19 protein-coding genes are annotated in these 19,190 nt (G+C 66.4%); 15 read left to right on the top strand and 4 right to left on the bottom strand.

The genetic code is table 11. The features are described from left to right. Positions 1–77: 77 nt before the first annotated feature. The 5 genes from tyrS (at position 78) to OU11_RS00235 (ending at position 5,236) form a co-directional block, all read left to right on the top strand. On the top strand, positions 78–1,400 hold the full coding sequence (gene tyrS / locus OU11_RS00250) for a tyrosine--tRNA ligase (protein WP_033513851.1): 1,323 nt from the start codon (positions 78–80) through the stop codon (positions 1,398–1,400). 149 nt (positions 1,401–1,549) lie between these two features. After that, the gene (locus tag OU11_RS00245) at positions 1,550–3,220 is read left to right on the top strand and encodes a helicase (protein WP_033513850.1); all 1,671 of its coding nucleotides are present in this window, start codon (positions 1,550–1,552) and stop codon (positions 3,218–3,220) included. 6 nt (positions 3,221–3,226) lie between these two features. Further along, positions 3,227–4,267: an HAD-IIA family hydrolase gene (locus tag OU11_RS00240; protein ID WP_033513849.1), complete on the top strand. Its 1,041-nt coding sequence runs from the start codon at positions 3,227–3,229 to the stop codon at positions 4,265–4,267. A 19-nt stretch (positions 4,268–4,286) separates the two neighbouring features. Next, the gene (locus OU11_RS09360; RefSeq protein WP_169743490.1) at positions 4,287–4,460 is read left to right on the top strand and encodes a hypothetical protein; all 174 of its coding nucleotides are present in this window, start codon (positions 4,287–4,289) and stop codon (positions 4,458–4,460) included. Further along, the gene (locus OU11_RS00235) at positions 4,457–5,236 is read left to right on the top strand and encodes a TlyA family RNA methyltransferase (protein WP_033513848.1); all 780 of its coding nucleotides are present in this window, start codon (positions 4,457–4,459) and stop codon (positions 5,234–5,236) included. The genes OU11_RS09360 and OU11_RS00235 overlap by 4 nt, the downstream gene beginning before the upstream one ends. Here the strand turns inward: OU11_RS00235 and OU11_RS00230 are convergent. From OU11_RS00230 to OU11_RS00220, 3 genes are all read right to left on the bottom strand, one after another. After that, positions 5,224–5,898 carry a hypothetical protein gene (locus OU11_RS00230; protein ID WP_033513847.1) on the bottom strand — a complete coding sequence of 225 codons (675 nt, stop codon included), beginning with the start codon at positions 5,896–5,898 and terminating at the stop codon, positions 5,224–5,226. The genes OU11_RS00235 and OU11_RS00230 overlap by 13 nt on opposite strands. Positions 5,899–6,047: 149 nt before the next feature. Then, the gene (locus tag OU11_RS00225; RefSeq protein WP_033514014.1) at positions 6,048–6,701 is read right to left on the bottom strand and encodes a potassium channel family protein; all 654 of its coding nucleotides are present in this window, start codon (positions 6,699–6,701) and stop codon (positions 6,048–6,050) included. A 52-nt stretch (positions 6,702–6,753) separates the two neighbouring features. Continuing rightward, positions 6,754–8,136, bottom strand: coding sequence for a potassium transporter TrkG (locus tag OU11_RS00220; RefSeq protein ID WP_052122528.1), 1,383 nt, complete (start codon positions 8,134–8,136; stop codon positions 6,754–6,756). A 212-nt stretch (positions 8,137–8,348) separates the two neighbouring features. On the opposite strand from OU11_RS00220, the gene OU11_RS00215 reads away from it, so the two are divergent. The 7 genes from OU11_RS00215 to OU11_RS00185 all read left to right on the top strand — a co-directional run bounded on the left by OU11_RS00215 (position 8,349) and on the right by OU11_RS00185 (position 14,668). Then, positions 8,349–9,359: an NAD kinase gene (locus OU11_RS00215; RefSeq protein ID WP_081963356.1), complete on the top strand. Its 1,011-nt coding sequence runs from the start codon at positions 8,349–8,351 to the stop codon at positions 9,357–9,359. Positions 9,360–9,363: 4 nt separating this feature from the next. Then, entirely contained in the window at positions 9,364–11,097 is a 1,734-nt protein-coding gene (gene recN / locus OU11_RS00210) for a DNA repair protein RecN (RefSeq protein ID WP_033513846.1), read from the top strand. Between the two features lie 95 nt (positions 11,098–11,192). Beyond that, the gene (locus OU11_RS00205; protein ID WP_033513845.1) at positions 11,193–11,852 is read left to right on the top strand and encodes an HAD family hydrolase; all 660 of its coding nucleotides are present in this window, start codon (positions 11,193–11,195) and stop codon (positions 11,850–11,852) included. A 116-nt stretch (positions 11,853–11,968) separates the two neighbouring features. Next, positions 11,969–12,346, top strand: coding sequence for a GntR family transcriptional regulator (locus OU11_RS00200; RefSeq protein ID WP_033513844.1), 378 nt, complete (start codon positions 11,969–11,971; stop codon positions 12,344–12,346). Next, on the top strand, positions 12,343–13,230 hold the full coding sequence (locus tag OU11_RS00195; RefSeq protein ID WP_033513843.1) for an ABC transporter ATP-binding protein: 888 nt from the start codon (positions 12,343–12,345) through the stop codon (positions 13,228–13,230). Before OU11_RS00200 ends, OU11_RS00195 begins: the two co-directional genes overlap by 4 nt. Before the next feature lie 5 nt (positions 13,231–13,235). Further along, positions 13,236–13,940, top strand: a complete 705-nt coding sequence (locus OU11_RS00190) for an ABC-2 transporter permease (RefSeq protein WP_223224074.1) — start codon at positions 13,236–13,238, stop codon at positions 13,938–13,940. Between the two features lie 2 nt (positions 13,941–13,942). Beyond that, on the top strand, positions 13,943–14,668 hold the full coding sequence (locus tag OU11_RS00185; RefSeq protein WP_033513841.1) for an ABC-2 transporter permease: 726 nt from the start codon (positions 13,943–13,945) through the stop codon (positions 14,666–14,668). Positions 14,669–14,869: 201 nt separating this feature from the next. Here OU11_RS00185 and thrC read toward each other — a convergent pair whose 3' ends face one another. Beyond that, the gene (gene thrC / locus OU11_RS00180; protein WP_033513840.1) at positions 14,870–16,357 is read right to left on the bottom strand and encodes a threonine synthase; all 1,488 of its coding nucleotides are present in this window, start codon (positions 16,355–16,357) and stop codon (positions 14,870–14,872) included. Positions 16,358–16,491: 134 nt separating this feature from the next. On the opposite strand from thrC, the gene OU11_RS00175 reads away from it, so the two are divergent. The 3 genes from OU11_RS00175 to nadD are packed head-to-tail and all read left to right on the top strand — an operon-like array spanning position 16,492 to position 19,072. After that, positions 16,492–17,778 (top strand): glutamate-5-semialdehyde dehydrogenase, encoded by a 1,287-nt coding sequence (locus OU11_RS00175; RefSeq protein WP_033513839.1) that lies wholly within the window; start codon positions 16,492–16,494, stop codon positions 17,776–17,778. After that, positions 17,775–18,344: a hypothetical protein gene (locus OU11_RS00170; RefSeq protein WP_033513838.1), complete on the top strand. Its 570-nt coding sequence runs from the start codon at positions 17,775–17,777 to the stop codon at positions 18,342–18,344. Before OU11_RS00175 ends, OU11_RS00170 begins: the two co-directional genes overlap by 4 nt. Then, positions 18,341–19,072 (top strand): nicotinate-nucleotide adenylyltransferase, encoded by a 732-nt coding sequence (gene nadD, locus OU11_RS00165; protein ID WP_033513837.1) that lies wholly within the window; start codon positions 18,341–18,343, stop codon positions 19,070–19,072. The genes OU11_RS00170 and nadD overlap by 4 nt, the downstream gene beginning before the upstream one ends. Positions 19,073–19,190: the final 118 nt, after the last annotated feature.

Raw genomic sequence — 19,190 nt, 5'->3', positions numbered from 1 at the left:
CGGCCTCTGCTGTCAGACTGGGAAGGCCCGAATCATCGGGCATATCCGACACAACTCGATAGGGAGATGGAATAGCAATGGCTCACGTCATCGACTTCAAGGAGGCGGGGTTCGACACCCTCCTCGATGAATTGGAATGGCGCGGGTTGATTTCCCAGTCCACGGACCGGGAACGACTCGCCGACGCGCTGAACGGTGAGCCGATCACGTATTATTGCGGGTTCGATCCGACCGCGCCCTCCCTACATATCGGCAATCTCGTGCAGCTGATCAACATGCGCCACCTGCAGGCGGCCGGCCATCACCCGATCGCGCTGGTTGGCGGCGCCACCGGTCTGATCGGCGACCCGCGCCAGTCCGGCGAACGCACGCTCAACCCCAAGGACGTGGTGGCCCAATGGGCCGAACGCCTCAAGTCCCAGATCGGCGGCATCCTCGAAACCGAGGGGGCCAACCCGGTGCGCTTCGTCAGCAACTACGAGTGGACCGCGAACATGACCGTCATCGACTTCCTGCGCGACGTCGGCAAGAACTTCCGCCTGGGCACCATGCTGGCCAAGGACACCGTGGCCCGGCGCCTGAACTCCGAGGACGGCATCAGCTTCACCGAATTCAGCTATCAGGTGCTGCAGGGCAACGACTACCTGCACCTGTTCGACGAATACCATTGCACGCTGCAGCTGGGCGGCAACGACCAGTGGGGCAACCTGACCTCCGGCCTGGACCTGATCCACAAGGTGCGCGGCGTGGACGTCAACGTGTTCACCAGCCCGATCATCACGGATGCGCAGGGCAAGAAGTTCGGCAAGTCCGAAGGCAACGCCGTGTGGATCGACGGCACGATGCTCAGCCCGTACCGCTTCTACCAGTTCTGGTTCAACCGCCCGGACGTGGAGATGGAAAGCCTGCTCAAGGCGTTCACGTTCCTGCCCAAGGCCGAGATCGAGCGTCTGGTCGAGGAGTCGAAGACCAATCCGGGCGCCCGCGAGGCGCAGCGCACGCTGGCCTGGGAGGTCACCAGCTTCGTGCACGGCGAGGCCGCCACGCAGGCGGCGATCGACGCGTCGGCCGCACTGTTCGGCCGTGGCGGCGACCTCGGCACGATCGATGAGGCCACGCTCGAGGCGGCGCTCGACGGGTTGAAGGTCGAGAACGGGGACGGGACCAAGGATTTCGCCCGCGTGGCCGTGGGCGATCGTGTGGCCGAGGCCGGGGTGAAGGCCGGCCTGTTCAAGTCGATCTCCGAGGCGCGCAAGACCATTAAGTCCGGCGGCGTGTATCTGAACAACGCCCGCGTGGATGACGAGGACCAGCCGCTCGGCGAGGATGATTTCCTGCATGGCCGCTTCGCGCTGATCCGGCGCGGCAAGAAGGCGCTGGGCGTGGTGGCGTCCCGCTGACGATTCATACTTCCGAATCGTGACGGTGTCCCGTCGTCGGGGTCCAGCGAGGACCGACGCGACGGGACACCGTGCGGTTCGGGCGACGATGTAGGCTATCGGTAACGATGAACGGCCGTTGGCAGCAGCGGCGGATGAAAAGGAACGACATGGCAGAAGGCAACAACAATCACGCTTCGCACGGCGGCCGCTCGTACGGTGGCCGCAAGCCCGGCGCCGGCCGCCCCGGCAATCGCGGCGGCAAGGGCTTCAAGCCGCGCGGCAACGGCGGCAAGAGCTACGGCAACAAGGGCTACAGGCCGCATCGTCACGACGACAACGGAGGGTATCGTCGTCATGACGACGTCCAGCACGGTTCCGGTGACGGCGAGCGCCGCTACGCCCGCGACGGTGAGCGCCGCTACGGCGATGGCGGCCGTCGCAACGGCCAGGGCGGCGGCAACCGTTCCTTCCATCACGGCAACGGGCAGGGCAATCGTTCCGGTTTCCGCCGCAACGGTCAGCACGGTGGCGACAACCCCCGGTACCGCGACGGCAACCGCGACGGGTTCCGCAATCAGAACCGCCAGGACCGTCAGGATCACCAGAACCGCCATCATGACGAGGCGGCGCGCGGCGAGCGTCGCGAGTTCACCGCCGAGGAGAAGCGCCAATACCGCGAGGCCAAGCGCGGCGAGTACATGTCCAAGCCCCGCCGCAACTCCGACGGCACGATGAGCTTCCCCTCGCAGAACCCGTACACCGACCGCCGTCCCGGCGAGCCGAAGATGCCCAAGGGCCTCGAATGGTCGATGCTCTCCAAGGATGAGCGCGAGCGTCTGCGCGGCCTGTCGAAGGAGCACGCCGAGAACATCGGCCTGCATATCCTCGCCGCGTATGCGCAGGAGGAGAGCGATCCGCAGAACGCGCTCGCCCATGCCAAGTGGGTGGCCAAGCAGGCGTCCCGCATCGATTTCGCCCGTGAGACGCTGGCGTTCATCGCCTACCGTCAGGGCGACTACAAGCTGGCGATGCGCGAGTTCCGCACCGCCTACCGCATGAACGGCTATCTGGATTACCTGCCGTTCATCGCCGACTGCGAGCGCGGCGTGGGCAATCCGAAGAAGGCTGTCGAGCTGGCCATGTCCGATGACGCCAAGTATCTGCGCGGCGAGGCGAAGGCCGAGATGTTCCTGGTGTACGCCGGTGCGCTCGGCGATCTGGAGCTGTGGGACAAGGCCATCGAGATCGTGCATACGCTCGGCCGTTCCAAGGGGCTGGCCGGCGCCTACCGCATGCGCGCCATCCAGGCGGAGCAGTATTTCCTGGAGGAGGCCGGCCGTTCGGAGGAAGCGGTCGCGCTCGACGTGATCCTGGACAAGCTGGAGATGCAGTACGCCGACGTGGACGAGGACGAGACCGACGAGGACGTGCTCATTGACTACGATCTGCAGGGCATGTCGGAGGATCTGATGGAGGATCTCGGCATCACCGCCGACGATGCACGCTTCGCGCCGGATGACGAGTCGGATGAGGCGAGGTCTGCGGACGACGGCGCCGATGCCGGCGATGAGTCCGATGAATCCGATGATGTCGACGCCGAGGACGACGGCTTCACCGTGGACGACGAGGTGCGTCAGATCCTGGCCGACGCCGGCATCGACGAGGACGACGACCAGTCCGATGACGAGAGCACGCTGCCTGCGCAGGAGGCCGAGGATGGCGCCTCGTCCACCGTCGAACCCGCGACCGGCGAATCGGACGCCGACGAGTCGCAGGACGAGTCCGAAGAATCCGGCGAAGCGGACGAGTCCGCCGAATCGGACGCCAACGAGGACTGACCGCATATGCCGGGATACCTCCGCGGTTCCGACCGCCCGCTGGCCGAGACCTACGCATTGGCGCTGCTGGACCTTGACGGCGTGGTCTACCGGGGCAAGAATCCGGTGGACCACGCGGCCGACGCCATCCGGCAGGCTGAGCGCAGGGGTATGACCATCGAATACACCACGAACAACTCGTCGCGCTTCCAAGCCGTGGTGGCCGACCAGTTGGTCGGGTTCGGCCTGGATGTCGAACCGTGGCAGGTCATCACCTCCTCGGTGGTGGCGGCCCGCATGGTCGCCCGGGCGGTGCCGCACGGCGCGAAGGTGTTGGTGGTGGGTGCGGAGCATCTGCGTGAGGAGATCCTGGGACAGGGCCTTGCCATCGTGGAGCGGGCCGAGGACGCCCCCGTCGCCGTGGTGCAGGGATGGTATCCCGACATGACCTGGAACCAGATGGCCCAGGCGTCGTTCGCCGTGGAGCATGGTGCCGCCTACTATGTGACCAACCGCGACCTGACCATTCCGCGTGAACTGGGCATCGCCCCGGGTTGCGGGTCGATGATCCAGGCCGTGGTCAACGCCACCGGCGTCGAGCCCATCGCCTCCGCCGGCAAGCCCGAATCCGCCATGTACGACGAGGCGCGTCTGCTGGCCGCCGGCGCCGACCGCCGGCCCGTCGCCAAGGAACGGTGCCTGGCCATCGGCGATCGTCTCGACACCGATATCGAGGCAGGCAACCGCGGCGGCTATGATTCGCTGGCCGTGTTGACCGGGGTCACGAATCCCCTTGAACTGATGCTTGCCCCGCGTCATCTGCGGCCGACGTTCATCGCCCGCGACCTGCGTGCGCTGAACGAACCGATGCCCGCGCCGCGCCGTGAACCGGATGGTCGGTGGGCATGCGGTCGATCCGTCGCCGCACTCGACGCCGACGGACGGGTGAGCGTGAGCGACACAGACTCCATGGATGCGCTGCGGGCCGCCTGCTGCGCCGTCTGGGAGGCGACGGACGGGGGAGTCGCGCTGGATGCCGGCGATCTGCCGGTTTTCGACATCATCTGAACCGGGAGTGGGAGCCATCATGTCGGACATGGGTAGCGGGACGCGGCGGAACCAGCCCGCATCCGCGCTGACCGCGCGTTTTCCGGGCCTTGCGGATCTCGACGGACAGGATGACGAGCAACGCGTCGAAACCTTCCGGCATGTCCTGAAGGAACTGCAACGGGAACTCGACGAAAGCCGGGACGTCCGATGAGCCGCGAACCCGACGGCATCACGATTCCCGACCGTCTCGACGCCGCGTTGGTGGCGTTGGGACTGGTCGAGTCCCGGTCGAAAGCGCAACGGCTGATCAAAGCCGGCAAGGTCATGGTCGACGGTACGGTCATCACCAAATCCTCGCAGTCGATCGCATCCGCCGCGGACATCGCCATCGACAAGGGCGACGACTACGTCTCCCGTGGCGCCTACAAGCTGATCGGCGCCTTCGAGGCGTTTCGAAGCGAGGGACTGCCCGACCCGTCGGGCCTGTCCTGCTTGGATATCGGCGCCTCCACCGGAGGGTTCTGCGACGTGTTGCTGCGCCGTGGCGCCGGACGCGTCATCGCGCTCGACGTCGGCCACGGCCAGCTCGACCCGCGCATCGCGGACGATCCGCGCATCGTCGAGATGAGCGGCGTCAACATCCGTGACGTCCACGACGGCGACCTGCCGTATAGACCGCAGCTGATCGTCTCCGACGTCTCCTTCATCTCGCTGACCTACGTCATCCCGGTCATCGCACGCATCGGCGCTCCCGGCGCGCATATCGTGCTGCTGGTCAAGCCCCAGTTCGAGGTCGGCAAAGGACGGCTGGGCAAGGGCGGCATCGTGGACGATCCGCTGCTGCGCCGGGAGGCGTTGGACGCCGTCATCCGGTGCGCCGCCGACCACGGCCTGGACGTTGTGGCGACCGCCCCCTCGCCGATCGAAGGCACCCACGGCAACCTGGAATACCTGCTCTACGCGCGGATCGGCGTTCAGGCCGCATGACGGCATCGGCACGGACGGCCCGGCGAACGCAGCATGACGGTCGAGGTGCCGTCGTCGGTGAACCGGCTGCCTCCGTACAGCCGTTCGATGCGGCACTGCTCCGATAATTCCACGGTTTGTGCGTGCATCGTGGAACAATGCAGCTGGTGGGCGGTCACGGTGTCTCCGTCCACGGTGCGCACGCGGCTCGGCGTCGCGAAGTCGGGCATGGCGGGCCGCGCGAACATGAGGGCGCGCAGCGGCCAGATGCGCAGACGCGTGGCATGCAGTTCGTCCGCGTGGAGCGTCCCCTCGACCTCGATGCCGTCCGCCTCGACCAGACCGCATCCCGATAGCCTGCCGTGGACCTCCAGCTGCGTATGGCACCGTATGCCGCCCCTTACGTCGATGACGCCCACGAACCGTACGACGTCACAGATCAGGTCGCCGTCGACGACGATGGTGCCATGCCCGCGGAGGGCGTGGACCTGCATGTCGCCGGAACAGCGCAGCATCCCCGATCGGCAGTCGATGGCGCCTCCCGAACATGACGCCGCGTTCACCGGACCGGTGACGATCAGGGTGCCGAAATACACTCCGGATTCGACGGCGGTGCCGCCTCCGGCCGTGATGGTGTGATATCGGCCGGCGCGTATGCTGCCGCCGGATTGACGCAGATCCATCCCCTCATCCCTTCCCCGCGAGTCCAACGCGGTTGATTGCGATTGTGGGTCGCGGGGAAGGGGGTGGTCAAGACGAGTACTGCTTTTTGGACAATCCGCGCCTGCCGGCTCGTGCGGGGGTGTGCGAAGTGGGCATTCGACGTGACGTGTCAGCCGCGGATCAGGCGCTCGATCTGGTCCTGGGTGCCCATGAGGATCAGTTCGTCGTTACGGTGCATGACCAGATCCTTGGACCCGTATTCCAGGTCGCGATTCGGGGATTTGATGGCGACGACCGTGACGCCGTAGCGTTCGTGCACCTTGGCTTCGGCGATGCTGTAGCCGACCAGGTGGCTCGGCGTGTGGATCTTGACGACCGTGTGCGGGCCGTCGATCTCGATATAGTCCAGATAGTTGCCGGACACGAGGTGTCCCACGCGTTTGCCGGCATCGGTCTCGGCGTTGATGACATGCGTGGCGCCGATGCGTTCGAGGATGCGCGCATGCTGCAGGGAAACGGATTTGGCCCAGATATCGCTGATGCCCGCATCCAGCAGGTTGCCGGTCACCAGTACCGACGCCTCCACGCTGTCGCCGATCGCCACGACGGCGGTGTCGAAGTCGGCTACGCCGATCTGTTCGACGGCCATCACATCGGTCAGATCCGCCTGCACCGTGGGCAGGATCGACGACCAGCGGCTGACCAGTTCGGCGTTCCTGTCGACCGCGAGCACATCCTGCCCCATATGGTCGAGCGTGGTGGCCACGGCGCTGCCGAACCGCCCCAGGCCGACCACCAGCACACTGCGATTGCCGTTCGCCATCGTTCCGATCCTTTCCTGGTTGCCCGCCGCATCCATGCCGTGCGGCGACGCGTCAACCAACGATGATACTTTCCTCCGGATACCGCATCGCCTCGGTGGCTCGCGGACGGCTGATCGCATACATGACGGACGTGGGCCCGATCCTGCCCGCGATCATCAGCAGCGCGAGGATCAGCAGCGTGGCCGGTTCCTCCGCATTCGCCACGCCGACCGAATACCCGCCGAGGCTCAATGCCGAACAGGCCTCGAACAGCACGTCGCTCAGCGGCCTGCCGGTCACGGACATCAGCGCGAGCGACGCCGCGAACGTGAGCACGGTGAAGATGAGGGTCACGCTCACCGCCATCATGATCACGCGGGCGGGCAGGCGGCGGCGGTACGCCACAACGTCGGTGTGCCCGGTCAACGCGGCCCTGCAGGTCAGGAACAGCACGGCGAACGTGGTGACGCGGATGCCGCCGGCCGTGGACGAGCTGCCGCCGCCGATGAACATGAGCATGCTCATGAACACGCGGGTCGGATCGCTCAGCTCGGGCACCCAGGACAGGTCGAACCCGGCCGATCGGGGCATGACCGCGGCGGAGAGCGCGGCCTGGATCTTGACGCTCAGATCGGCGTCGGCGTACAGCCGCGGATTGTTCCATTCGACCGCCATATACCACAGCAGCGAGCAGAGCACCAATACGAATGTGGTGACCAGCGTGAGCTTGGTGTGCAGCTGCCAGCGCCGCGGCGGGATGCGATGCCTGCAGGCGCGCGCCAGGTTGAGCAGCACCGGGAAGCCGAGCGTGCCGCAGAACGCGCTGATCAGGATGGGCAGGCCGACCGCCGGGTTGTTGACGTGCAGGCCGGCCGCATCCGGCGTGAAGCCGGTGTTGTTGTAGGCCGACACCGCATAGAACAGCGACTCCCAGGCGGTCTGGCCCACATCGCCCTTATTGATGGCGAACAGTCCGGGGAACAACGCCGCGAACGTGATGCCCTCGATGATGAACGTGGTGGCGAACACCACGGCGAGCACGTCCTTGGTCTCGCCGAGCGTGGCGGCGCCCAGTTCGTTCGCCGTGCGCAGCCGCTGCGAGGCGCGCAGATGCCGTGCCGTGGCCAGCATGACCAGCGAGGCGAACGTCATCACGCCGAGACCGCCCAACTGCACCGACAGCAGGATGACACTCTGGCCGAACTGGCTCCAATGCTCCGTGCTGTTGACGATGGGGATGCCGCAGGTCGACAGCGCCGAGACCGCCGTATAGAACGCGGTCAGCGGATCCGTGGAGTTGGGGGACCGCGAGGAGACCGGCAGCATCAGCAGGATGGTGGCGATGACGACCAACGCGATGAAGTAGATGATGGTCAGCCGCCCCGGATAGGCGAGCAGCAGATCGCTGAGCACCCGTTTGCGGGCCGGCAGGTCCTGATCGGGGTCCACCAGCATGCGCCACAGGTCGGCGTTGCGGCGTGCGCGCCAACGCGTCGCCGGTTCTCGGCCGTTGCGCTGTTCCATGCATTGCTCCTTACCGGACCGGACGGAACCGTGACCCGCCGTTCGGCCATCGGCACCATTGTACGGCGGGGTGGGCGGTTTCGATTAGGATGGGTGTGGTGGTCGGAAGACCTCCGCAGGAACCTCGAATGGAAGGGACGGGTATGGGCAGCGAACGCCGGGCCGTGGTGGTGACGCACAGTCGTCTGCGGGAGAGCGGGACGGTGGTGCCCGAGGCGGTCGAGCAGCTGCGCCATGCCGGGTTCTCCGTCAAGATCGTCGACAACGTCGCCGCGCCGCGGTTCGGTTGCGATTCCCCGCGCGTGGACCCGGACACCGAGATCGTGGTGGTGTTGGGCGGCGACGGCACGATTCTGCGTGCCGCCGAACTGGTGCACTGCACCGACGTGCCGATCCTGGGCGTGAACCTGGGGCATGTCGGGTTCCTGGCCGAATTCGAGAGCTTCCAGATGAGCGAGGCGATCCGGCGCATCGCCGACCGCGACTATTCGATCGAGGAGCGCATGATCGCGCACACCGACGTGTGGATGCCGGGCGCGCAGGAGCCGTTGGAGGATTGGGCGTTGAACGACATCACGCTGGAGCGCGTGGACCGCGGCCGGATGGTGGAGCTGTCCATCCGCGTGGATGACGTGGAGATGAGCTCGTTCGGCTGCGACGGGGTGATCGTCTCCACGCCGACCGGATCCACCGCCTACGCGTTCTCCGCGGGCGGCCCGATCATCTGGCCGAACGTCAAGGCGCTGCAACTGGTGCCGAACGCCGCGCACGCGCTGTTCGCACGTCCGCTGATCATCGGGTCGCAGTCGAAGTTCACGTTGGACATCCTGGAAGAATCCTCCACGAACGGCTGGATCTGCTGCGACGGCCGCCGGCAGCGCGAACTGCCGAAGGGCTCGCGCGTAGAGGTGCGCGAATCACGCAACATGCTGCGTCTGGCACGCCTGTCCGGCGCGCCGTTCACCAGCCGGCTGGTCAGCAAGTTCGACCTGCCGGTGGTGGGATGGCGCGAACAGGCCCGCAAGACCGGCGACGTCCATCATGGACAGGTCGCGGTCTCGTGGCCGGCCGCGGCCAAGGTCGTGCACAGCGACGACTTCGACCATTGCGGGGGCGCGTGTGTGACCGGTGACACCGGCGGGAGCGAGGTCTGAGCCGATGCTGGAGGAGCTGGAAATCCGCGATCTGGGCCCCATCAGATCCGCCGTGCTGACGCCCGCCGCGGGCATGACCGCCATCACCGGCGAAACCGGTGCGGGCAAATCGATGTTGCTGAACGCCATCCGCCTGATCTCCGGGGATACGGCCGACGTGGGCCGTGTCTCGGCCGGAGCGGACGCCGCCTGGGCCCAGGGGGTGTTCGCGGTCGGTTCCATGGATCAGGCCGCCGTGATCGCCGCCGAGGCCGGGGCCGAGCCGGAGGATGGCGAACTGTTCCTGTCGCGCAGCGTGCCGGTGTCCGGACGCTCCCGTGCCACGCTGAACGGTCGCAGCGTACCCCGCTCCGTACTCGGGAAGATCGCCGAGGAACTGGTCACAATCCACGGCCAGGCCGACCAGCTGCGCATCGCCTCCGGAACCCGGCAGCGTGAATTCCTGGATGCCGTGGCCGGGGACCAGGCGGAGCTGGACGCATACCACGGCGCCTGGGAGGCGCTGATGGCCATGGACGAACGGCTGGAACGGCTGACGAGCCAGCAGGCTTCGATGCGTCAGCAAGCCGACTATCTGCGTGAGTCGATCGAACGGATCGATCGCGTCGATCCGCATCCGGGCGAGGACGAGGAGCTGAAGGCCCGCCGCAGCCGCATCGAGAACGCCGCGGAGATCGCCCAGGGGGTGGGCGGCGCGTTGGCCGCGCTGGACGCCTCGGCGGTCGGTGAACCGGATGCGCCGGGTGCGGTGGAGTTGGTCACGCGTGCCGCCCAGCATCTGCGTTCCATCCGCGTGGACGGTCCGTTCGCCGATCTGGCCGACCGGTTGGAATCGATCGGCACGGACCTGTCGGATGTGGTGTTCGGCCTGTCCCGACAAATCGACATGGATGAGGGCGTCGATGACTTGGACGCGATCAACGGCCGCATCCATGAACTCGACGAGCTGACGCGCCGCTGGGGGCCGACGTTGGCCGACGTGATCGCCTGGCGCGACAAGGCCGTGTTGGATGTGGAGGATCTGGACGCCTCTCCGGAGAAGGTGGCCGAACTCGAGGACGAACGGCGGCGGCTGTTCGAATCCGCGTTGCAGGCCGCGGATCGGCTTTCGGAGGTGCGCCGACGTGCGGCATCCGAGCTGTCCGCGCGTGTGGGGGAGGAGCTGTCCTCGCTGGCGATGGCCGGCGCCGGATTGGAGATTCGCGTCACGCCGCGGGACATGGACCGGAATCGTGGCGGCACCTGGCCGTTGGACGCTAACGGCCGCGACGACATCGCGTTCCTGTTCACCCCGTTCCCCGGTTCCCCGCAGCTGCCGATGGGCAAAAGCGCCTCGGGCGGCGAGCTGAGCCGCCTGATGCTGGCATTGGAACTGGTGGCCGCGGAACGTCGCATGGGGTATGGGCCGGATTCTCCCGCCATGACGTTCATCTTCGATGAGGTCGATGCCGGCGTCGGTGGTAAATCCGCCGTGGAACTCGGGCGGCGGTTGGCCCGTCTGGCCCGCGGTGCGCAGGTCATCGTCGTCACGCACCTGGCGCAGGTCGCCTCCTGGGCGGACGCCCAGTTCGTGGTTAGCAAGGGCGAACGGTCGTCGGACGACGGCGTGGCCACCACCGTGCATGAGGTGCGCGGTGCGGACCGCGAACGCGAGATCGCCCGCATGCTTTCCGGCAGCGAGTCGGAGACCTCGCTGGACCACGCGCGCGAACTGCTGGCCGAAAGCCGTCTGGACTGAGCCATCGGCCCGCCCGTCATACCGTCCCGGTCCGCCGTCCCGCGGGATGTCCGAATCGGGGGATTCGGGCGTGTGGGATGGACTATGCTGGGCGTATGGGCATCAATACGGGTAAGGGCGCCATCTTCGATCTGGATGGCACGTTGCTGGACTCCATGGGCGTGTGGGACCAGGTCGACATCGATTTTCTGGGACGTCGCGGCATCGAGGTGCCGGACGACTACATGACCAAGGTCTCCGCGATGCAGTTCCGGCAGATCGCCGAGTACACGATCGCGCGCTTCGATCTGGCGGACACCCCCGAACAGCTGATGGCGGAGTGGGATGAGATGGCCCGCGTCGCCTACTCCACCGTGGTCGAGGCCAAACCGCACGCCATCGAGTACCTGCGTGGACTCAAGGCCTCCGGTGCCAAACTGGCCGTGGCCACTTCGCTGCCTCCCACATTGCGGGAACCGGCCATGGCGCATGTCGGCATCGACGGGTTCTTTGACGAGGTGGTCAGCGTGGATGACGTGGGCGATGTGAGCAAGGAGAATCCGGACGTCTATCTGCTGGCCGCCGAACGGCTCGGCGTCGCGCCGACCGACTGCACCGTCTTCGAGGATCTGCTGGCGGGCATCAAGGCCGCCAAGTCGGTGGGTATGACGGTCTGGGCCATGAACGATGATTCCTCCGCCGGCGACTGGGCCGAGATCTGCGATGTGGCCGACGGCGTCCTCTTCGACTTCGCCGACGCCCCTGTGGCGCTCTAGGCCGCACCTTTGCCAACTGTTATGGTTGGACTTGAACAGTTAGGGTCAGACTGTTATAGTGTTATACAGAACAGTTAATCACTGTTCTGCTAGCACAATCAGAAAGGGGATACGCGGTGAAGCTGATCATCTCATCCGTGTCCGGAGAACCGATCTACGAGCAGATCAAGGATCAGATACGAGCTGCGGTGCTTTCGGGCGAACTGGCCGCAGGGGAGGCGCTGCCCTCCCTCAGGAAGCTCGCCAAGGAGCTGCGGATCTCGGTGCTCACCGTCACCAGGGCGTACAACGAACTGGCCGACGAGGGCATCGTGGAGAACATCCAAGGCAAGGGCACGTTCGTGATGAGCCAGGGGACCGAGCTGATGAAGCGTCGGGCCCGCACGCGCATCAAGCGGATCTTCGACGAGACCTGCACGGCCGCCAAGGCCGCGGACATCCCGTTGCTCGACCTGATGACGATGCTCGAGGAAAGCTACAAGGACCAGTCATGACCACCACACTCCCGATGGCGCTGTCCGTCACGGGCACGACCAAACACTACAATTCCGGCTTCACGCTGGACGACATCACCTTCGACCTGCCGGCCGGGTACATCATGGGCCTGATCGGCCCGAACGGCGCCGGCAAATCCACGCTCATCAAGCTGATCCTCAACATGATCCGCCGCGACGCCGGCCGGATCCAGGTCCTGGGCCTGGACGCGGTCGGCTACGAGGAGGCCGTCAAGGAGCAGCTGGGCGTGGTCTTCGACACCAGCTACTTCGTGGACACCTGGAGCGTCAACAAGGTCGAACGCGTCATGCGCGGCATGTACCGCACCTGGCACGCCGACCTCTTTGACGGCTACCTCAGGCGCTTCGGACTCGACCGCGGCAAGAAGGTCAAGGAACTCTCCCGCGGCATGCAGATGAAACTCATGCTGGCCGTGGCGCTGAGCCACGACGCCCGACTGCTGATCCTGGACGAGCCGACCAGCGGCCTGGACGTGCTCGCCCGCGACGAGCTGATGGACATCCTCGCCGCTTATATCGAGGACGGCGAGCGCAGCGTGCTGTTCTCCACGCACATCACCGCCGACCTGGAGCGCGCCGCCGACTTCATCACCTACATCACCCGGGGCGAACTGTATTTCACCGGTCCCAAGGACGAGTTCGAGGACTCGTTCCGCATCGTCAAGGCCGGCCTCGACCTGCTCGACAGGCTGCCCGCCAAGGCGTGCGTCGGCATGCACCGGTACTCCACCGGATTCGACGCGCTGGTGCGCACCGAAAACCTGCCGCTCTGGCCCGCGGACCAGATCGTCGTCGAACCCGCGTCGATCGATGACATCATCCGCTTGACCAACGTCGGACGGCCCTCGCCGGAGGAGGTGTGATCGTCATGCGTGCGGTCCTGTCATCCTTCCGGCTCGACATGGCGCGCATCGGCGTCCTGTCGGGCGGCAACCTCGTACCGTTGCTCATCCCCATCCTGTTCGCCGTCATCTTCAGCCTGGCGTCCAAAGGCTCAAGCGCCGACTTCGGCACCGGCGGCGTGGTCGGCAGCACCTTCGGCGTCTGCTCGATCCTGCCGATGACCGCCTTCACCTACGAATGGCAGGAGGGGCACCGTCGCATGAACGGCATGATCCCCGTGGGCCGAGCCCACCAGGTCGTCGGACGGTATCTGACCCTGCCGGTCTTCGCGGCGCTGATGTCGGCCGAAATCGCCGTCGCGCTGGGACTGAACGTCCTGATCTCGTACGGGGACCTGTCCCGGATGCCCGCCATGCTGTCCGCGGCGCTGCCGGGCTGCGTCTGGGGGTATCTGGCCCTCCAGCTCGTGATGTTCCCCATGCTGTACCGATGGACCAACGTCAGGAAGGCGACGATGGCGTTCTGCGGACTGTTCCTCGTGGTGTTCGCGGTCCTGATGGCCGTGCTGACGCTGGTTCCGGAACCGACCCTCGACATGATGGCGCAGTGGTGCGTCGACGCACTGGCTACCCCGGCGGTCGGCGTCGGTCTTGGCCTCGGGTCGCTGGCGCTCGTCGTCGCGATCTCGTTGCCGGTGGCCATCCGGACCTATCGTGGGAAGGAGCTCTGATCATGATGCGTGCGACATCCCCGACGCTGCGGGCGATGCGGCTCGATCTGGAGACACTCTCCGACTCCGGTCCCGACCTGAGTCTGATCGCGTACCTGATTCCGTTGTTGTTCCCGCTGTTCGGTCTGCTGATCGGCCCGGTCGGCGCGCTGGCCCTGGGCACGGTGATGACGACCGGATTCTGGGCGCTGTGCGTGGCGGGGCTGTTCGTCAACACCAACGGAGCGCAGTCCGGTCGGCTGAGCGCGCTACTGCCGGTCGTCCGGCCGCGTCAAGTCGCCGCCCGATATCTGATGGCCGGCGTGCTCGGCTTGGCCTGCGTCGTCGAACTGATCGTGCAGGCCGGCACGCTGATGCTGATCGAGGCGATCCGTGGACAGGTCTCTTGGAATCCCGACGCCGTGCCGATGTCGGCCGTGCCGTTGATACCGGTGATCGGCTGCTCGGCGGCGGCGTTCGTCGTGATCGTCGCGCTCGAGATGCCGTTCTACTACGCGTTGGAGTTCACCAAGGCGTCCAACTGGTTCTGGTCGGCCGTGTTCATGGTCTCCGGTTGCGTGGCGGTGGCGATCATGCTGATGCCGGACGAGGCGCTGCACGCCGCGCTCACCACCGCGCTCGCCATGCCCGGATGGCTGTGGGGCCTGATCGGCGTCATCGGCTGCGCTGCGGCGATCGCCGTCTCCTACGCCGTCTCCCGCCATATCTGGCTGCGCAAGGAACTGTAAACCCCGAACCGCGCTGATGCGGCGGCAGCCACACGCCGATACACGCCCGGCCTCTCCGGACCCTGACACTTTGTGACCGTGATCCAATCAACAGAATCGTTGGAATTTCAACGTTTTGTTGATTGAGGATGTGGCCGAAAAGTGTCAGGGTCCGGAGAGGCCGGGCGTGTTGTGGGTGGTATTGGTGCAGGGACTAAGCGGTCAGAGCGTGCGCGCGGCGCGCTCGACCACGCCGGCCATGCCGTCGATCGCGGTGACCTCGTCGAAGCGCACCCCGGCGGTCTCCAGACCGCGCAGCGCGGCGGGGGCCGTCGTCCCGGTCTCATGGGCGAGCACGTCCATGCACTCGAAATCGGTGCCGGTCGCGTCGAACCCGAGCGACTCGTTGACCACGCGCGGGAACTTGTACGGGCTGGCGGTGCTCAGCAGCACGCGCGGCACGGACGGGTCGCGCGGCATCTGCCGCAGCACGAAGTAGCCGCACGCCGTATGCGGGTCGATTACGTAGCGGTTCCTCTCCCAGCAGTCGCGGATGGATTCGCGCACCTGATTCTCGTCCGCCCAGCCGCAGCCGAAGATATGGCGGATGCGCGCCAGCATCTCGTCCGGGATCTCATAGGCGCCCCACTGGTTCAGATCGTTCATCAGCATGGCGATCAGACGCGTGTCCTTGTCGGACATGTAGTACAGCATGCGCTCCAGGTTCGAGGAGATCAGGATGTCCATCGAGGGGGAGATGGTCTGGAAGAACGGGCGCTGACGGTTGTAGGTGCCGGTGGTCAGGAACTCGAAGAGCACGTTGTTCCTGTCCGAGGCCACGATCAGGTGCTTGACCGGCAGGCCCAGCAGCTTGGCATAGTAGCCGGCCAGAATGTCGCCGAAGTTGCCGGTCGGCACGCAGAACTCCACCTCGTCGCCCAGCGTGATCGCCTCGCGTTCCACCAGCTGCACGTAGGCGGAGAAGTAGTACACGACCTGCGGCACCAGACGGCCCACGTTGATCGAGTTCGCCGACGACAGGCGCACATGCGCGTCCGCCGCCAGACGGGCGGCCAGGTCGCGGTCGCCGAAGATCCGCTTGACCGCGGATTGTGCGTCGTCGAAATTGCCCTCCACCGCGCACACGGTCACGTTCGAACCGGCCTGCGTGGTCATCTGCAACTCCTGCACCTGGCTGACCTTGCCCTGCGGGTAGAACACGGTGATCCCGGTGCCCGGGGCGTCGGCGAACCCGGCCAGCGCGGCCTTGCCGGTATCCCCGGAGGTGGCGGTCACGATCATGATCTTCTCGTCGGCGTCCCCATCGGCCGGCGTGGTGCGCGCCATGAACCGCGGCAGGATCTGCAGCGCCACATCCTTGAACGCGGAGGTCGGCCCGTTGAACAGTTCCAGGATCCAATCCTCACCCAGCGGCTTCAACGGGGTGATCGCCGCATCGGACCACTGCGGGCCGTACGCGGCCTCGACGCATTCGCGCAGCTCCGCCTCGGTGAAATCGGGCAGCAGCGCCCCCAGCACCGTCACGGCGATGTCCTGATACGACTTGCCGACCAGCGCGGCCACGTCGACCTGGGTCTCACCCAGCGAATCGGTGACGAACAGGCCGCCGTCGTCGGCGATGCCCTGACGGATCGCCTGCTTGGCGGTGAGCGAATCGGTGGTGCTGCGCGTGCTGTGGAACGTGGTCACGTTGTCTCCTCCGCGAATCGGTGATGGACCAAACGCTCCCCAGTCTATCCTCGAGCATGGGCAGCGGCGCACCACGCCGCCCATATCCCGGAACAACGAATCCGAACCCCCAGGCGTGCGATACCCTAAGGTGTATGACGAACCCCGCAGTCTTCGAATCCGTCTGCGCCCGGGCCGATGCGGCCGCCGCCGCGCAGCAGGCCCTCGCCCGCGCCACCGGCGACACCAGGAACATGCTGCTACTGGCCATCGCCGACGCCCTGGACGCCCAAGCGGACGCCATAGCCGAGGCCAACGCCGAGGACATGGATCGCGCCCGCGCCGACGGCATGGACGACGGCAAGCTCGACCGCCTGCTCTTCGACGCCGAACGTGTCCGCCAATCCGCCCAAGGCGTGCGCCACGTGGCCGGGCTGCCCGACCCCATCGGCGAGATCGTGCGCGGCAGCACCCTGCCGAACGGCCTGCGCCTCAACCAGGTCCGCGTGCCGTTGGGCGTCATCGGCATGATCTACGAGGCGCGGCCGAACGTGACCGTGGACGTGGCCAGCCTGTGCCTGAAATCCGGCAACGCCGCCATCCTGCGCGGCGGCCACGCCGCGGAGCGCACCAACGCGGCCACGCTGCGCGTCATCCGCGCCACGCTGGAGGCCCACGGCTTCGACCCTGCCCTGGTCGCCACCGTCGACGACCACGGACGCGAGGGGGCGGCGGCCATGATGGAGGCCCGCGGCCACATCGACGTGCTGGTGCCGCGCGGCGGTGCAGGACTCATCCAGACCGTCGTACGCAACTCCAAGGTGCCGGTCATCGAAACCGGCGCCGGCAACGTGCACATCTACGTCGACCGCAGCGCCGACCTGGAGAAGGCCATCCCGATCCTGCTCAACGCCAAGACGCAGCGCGTGGGCGTGTGCAACGCCGCGGAGAAGCTGCTCGTCCACCGCGACGTGGCGGAGGGATTCCTGCCTGTGGCGGCGCAGGCGCTCGCCAACGCGCAGGTGGCGATCCGCGCCGACGAGACCGCCTACCGGATCATCGACCAGGCGCATATCGGCAACCTGGATCTGTCCCATGCCGATGCGGAGGATTGGGACACCGAATACCTGGCGTTGAAGATCGGCGTCAAGGTGGTCGACTCGTGCGACGAGGCGATCGCGCACATCAACGCGCACTCCACCGGACACACCGAATCGATCATCACCGAGGACTACACGGTGGCGGAAACGTTCACCCAGCGTATAGACTCGGCAGTGGTGATGGTCAACGCCTCCACGCGCTTCACCGACGGCGGCGTGTTCGGCTTCGGCGCCGAACTGGGCATCTCCACGCAGAAGATGCACGCCCGCGGCCCGATGGGTCTGCGGGAGATGACCACGACCAAATGGATCGGATACGGAACGGGACAGGTGCGGGCATGAGCGACGAACGGCCGGACAACAACGAGACGATGAACCCCTGGGACGCCGATCTGGGCGACCCACGCCTCGATCTGCGCATCGCCTCGGAACGACTGAGCCTGGTGCGGTATGTGTTCCTCGTGCAGATCGAGGACGGCATCGCCACGGCGGGGCAGCGCGCCTCGCTCGAATACGCGGATGCGGTGCTGATCGGATGGCCCGAAAACGACTCGCGGGAGGTCGTCGACCTCGACGAACGCCAGCTGGCGGAGGTCAAGACCCAGATGTCGCTGATGGAGCGGCATATCCTGGCGTTCCGCAGGCAGGAGCGCGACGGCGACATCGACGGCATGACCGATACGCTGGTCAAGGTCACCGCATGCGTCGCCGTGATCCGCGGACTATACCAGCCCGACTTCCCGTTGCCGACGTTCGCGGAGATCCGGCAGGTCGTGCAGGACGAGTGGGATGAGGATATGGACCGCATCGACGCGAACAGCGGCATCGCCACCGTCGACGGGGTCGAACGCGAGACGCGCGAGGCCGACGGCCGGCAGGCCGATGCCGAGGGGGGCGACGTCGTATGACGCTGGTAGCGGATGCAGAGGCGATGGGGGAGTCGGAACGTCGGATGTCCGACCTGCTGCCCGCGGACACGGCACAGAGCGTGCACGCGCCCGGCAAGGGCAAGCTGTCGGCCCGCGGCAACTGGCACAGCCGACCGCGCATCGGCATCATGGGCGGCACCTTCGACCCGATTCACAACGGGCATCTGGTGGCGGCCTCGGAGGTGTCCTGGGTCTACGACCTGGACGAGGTGATCTTCGTGCCGACCGGCCGTCCGGTGTTCAAGCTCGACAAACGCGTGACCAACGCCGAGGACCGGTACCTGATGACGGTGATCGCCACGGCGTCGAACCCGAAGTTCACGGTCTCCCGCGTGGACATCGACCGCCCCGGCATCACCTACACCATCGACACGTTGCGTGACATCCGCGCCCAGCATCCCGATGCGGAGCTGTTCTTCATCACCGGCGCGGACGCCGTGGCCGAGATCATGCAATGGAAGGACGCCGAACTGATGTGGGACCTCGCGCACTTCGTGGCGGTGACCCGGCCCGGATACTCCGGCGCCGAGGGCGCGCATCTGCCCGAAGGCAAGGTCGACACGTTGGAGATTCCCGCGCTGTCGATCTCGTCCACGGACGTGCGCCGCCGCGCCGCGCACGACGAACCGGTCTGGTACCTGGTGCCCGACGGCGTGGTCCAGTACATCGGCAAGCACGGCCTGTACCGGCGGAGGTCGGAACACTAAGGGCGGGATTCCGCCGATGTGAACGATACCAATCGAAGTGCGGTCGGCGTCGTCCGGCCGTGTCGCACGTCGGCGCACATGGTTAGACTAAGGTTCAGTCCACTTCAGCGAAACGCAC

The sequence above is a fragment of the Bifidobacterium pullorum DSM 20433 genome, from assembly GCF_000771405.1.
GTDB lineage: Bacteria > Actinomycetota > Actinomycetes > Actinomycetales > Bifidobacteriaceae > Bifidobacterium > Bifidobacterium pullorum.
The sequence above is the reverse complement of the archived record's forward strand: the minus strand, read 5'-3'. Positions and strand labels throughout refer to the sequence as shown.

What these genes read in the sequence shown, in the direction of transcription:
- OU11_RS00185 (WP_033513841.1), top strand. Translation starts at nt 13,943, where the DNA reads ATGATGCGTGCGACATCCCCGACGCTGCGGGCGATGCGGCTCGATCTG.
- OU11_RS00240 (WP_033513849.1), top strand. Translation starts at nt 3,227, where the DNA reads ATGCCGGGATACCTCCGCGGTTCCGACCGCCCGCTGGCCGAGACCTAC.
- OU11_RS00175 (WP_033513839.1), top strand. Translation starts at nt 16,492, where the DNA reads ATGACGAACCCCGCAGTCTTCGAATCCGTCTGCGCCCGGGCCGATGCG.
- OU11_RS00170 (WP_033513838.1), top strand. Translation starts at nt 17,775, where the DNA reads ATGAGCGACGAACGGCCGGACAACAACGAGACGATGAACCCCTGGGAC.
- OU11_RS00215 (WP_081963356.1), top strand. Translation starts at nt 8,349, where the DNA reads ATGGGCAGCGAACGCCGGGCCGTGGTGGTGACGCACAGTCGTCTGCGG.
- OU11_RS09360 (WP_169743490.1), top strand. Translation starts at nt 4,287, where the DNA reads ATGTCGGACATGGGTAGCGGGACGCGGCGGAACCAGCCCGCATCCGCG.
- OU11_RS00220 (WP_052122528.1), bottom strand. Translation starts at nt 8,136, where the DNA reads ATGCTGGTGGACCCCGATCAGGACCTGCCGGCCCGCAAACGGGTGCTC.
- OU11_RS00190 (WP_223224074.1), top strand. Translation starts at nt 13,236, where the DNA reads ATGCGTGCGGTCCTGTCATCCTTCCGGCTCGACATGGCGCGCATCGGC.
- OU11_RS00195 (WP_033513843.1), top strand. Translation starts at nt 12,343, where the DNA reads ATGACCACCACACTCCCGATGGCGCTGTCCGTCACGGGCACGACCAAA.
- OU11_RS00205 (WP_033513845.1), top strand. Translation starts at nt 11,193, where the DNA reads ATGGGCATCAATACGGGTAAGGGCGCCATCTTCGATCTGGATGGCACG.
- tyrS (WP_033513851.1), top strand. Translation starts at nt 78, where the DNA reads ATGGCTCACGTCATCGACTTCAAGGAGGCGGGGTTCGACACCCTCCTC.
- nadD (WP_033513837.1), top strand. Translation starts at nt 18,341, where the DNA reads ATGACGCTGGTAGCGGATGCAGAGGCGATGGGGGAGTCGGAACGTCGG.
- OU11_RS00230 (WP_033513847.1), bottom strand. Translation starts at nt 5,898, where the DNA reads ATGGATCTGCGTCAATCCGGCGGCAGCATACGCGCCGGCCGATATCAC.
- OU11_RS00225 (WP_033514014.1), bottom strand. Translation starts at nt 6,701, where the DNA reads ATGGCGAACGGCAATCGCAGTGTGCTGGTGGTCGGCCTGGGGCGGTTC.
- OU11_RS00235 (WP_033513848.1), top strand. Translation starts at nt 4,457, where the DNA reads ATGAGCCGCGAACCCGACGGCATCACGATTCCCGACCGTCTCGACGCC.
- OU11_RS00245 (WP_033513850.1), top strand. Translation starts at nt 1,550, where the DNA reads ATGGCAGAAGGCAACAACAATCACGCTTCGCACGGCGGCCGCTCGTAC.
- recN (WP_033513846.1), top strand. Translation starts at nt 9,364, where the DNA reads ATGCTGGAGGAGCTGGAAATCCGCGATCTGGGCCCCATCAGATCCGCC.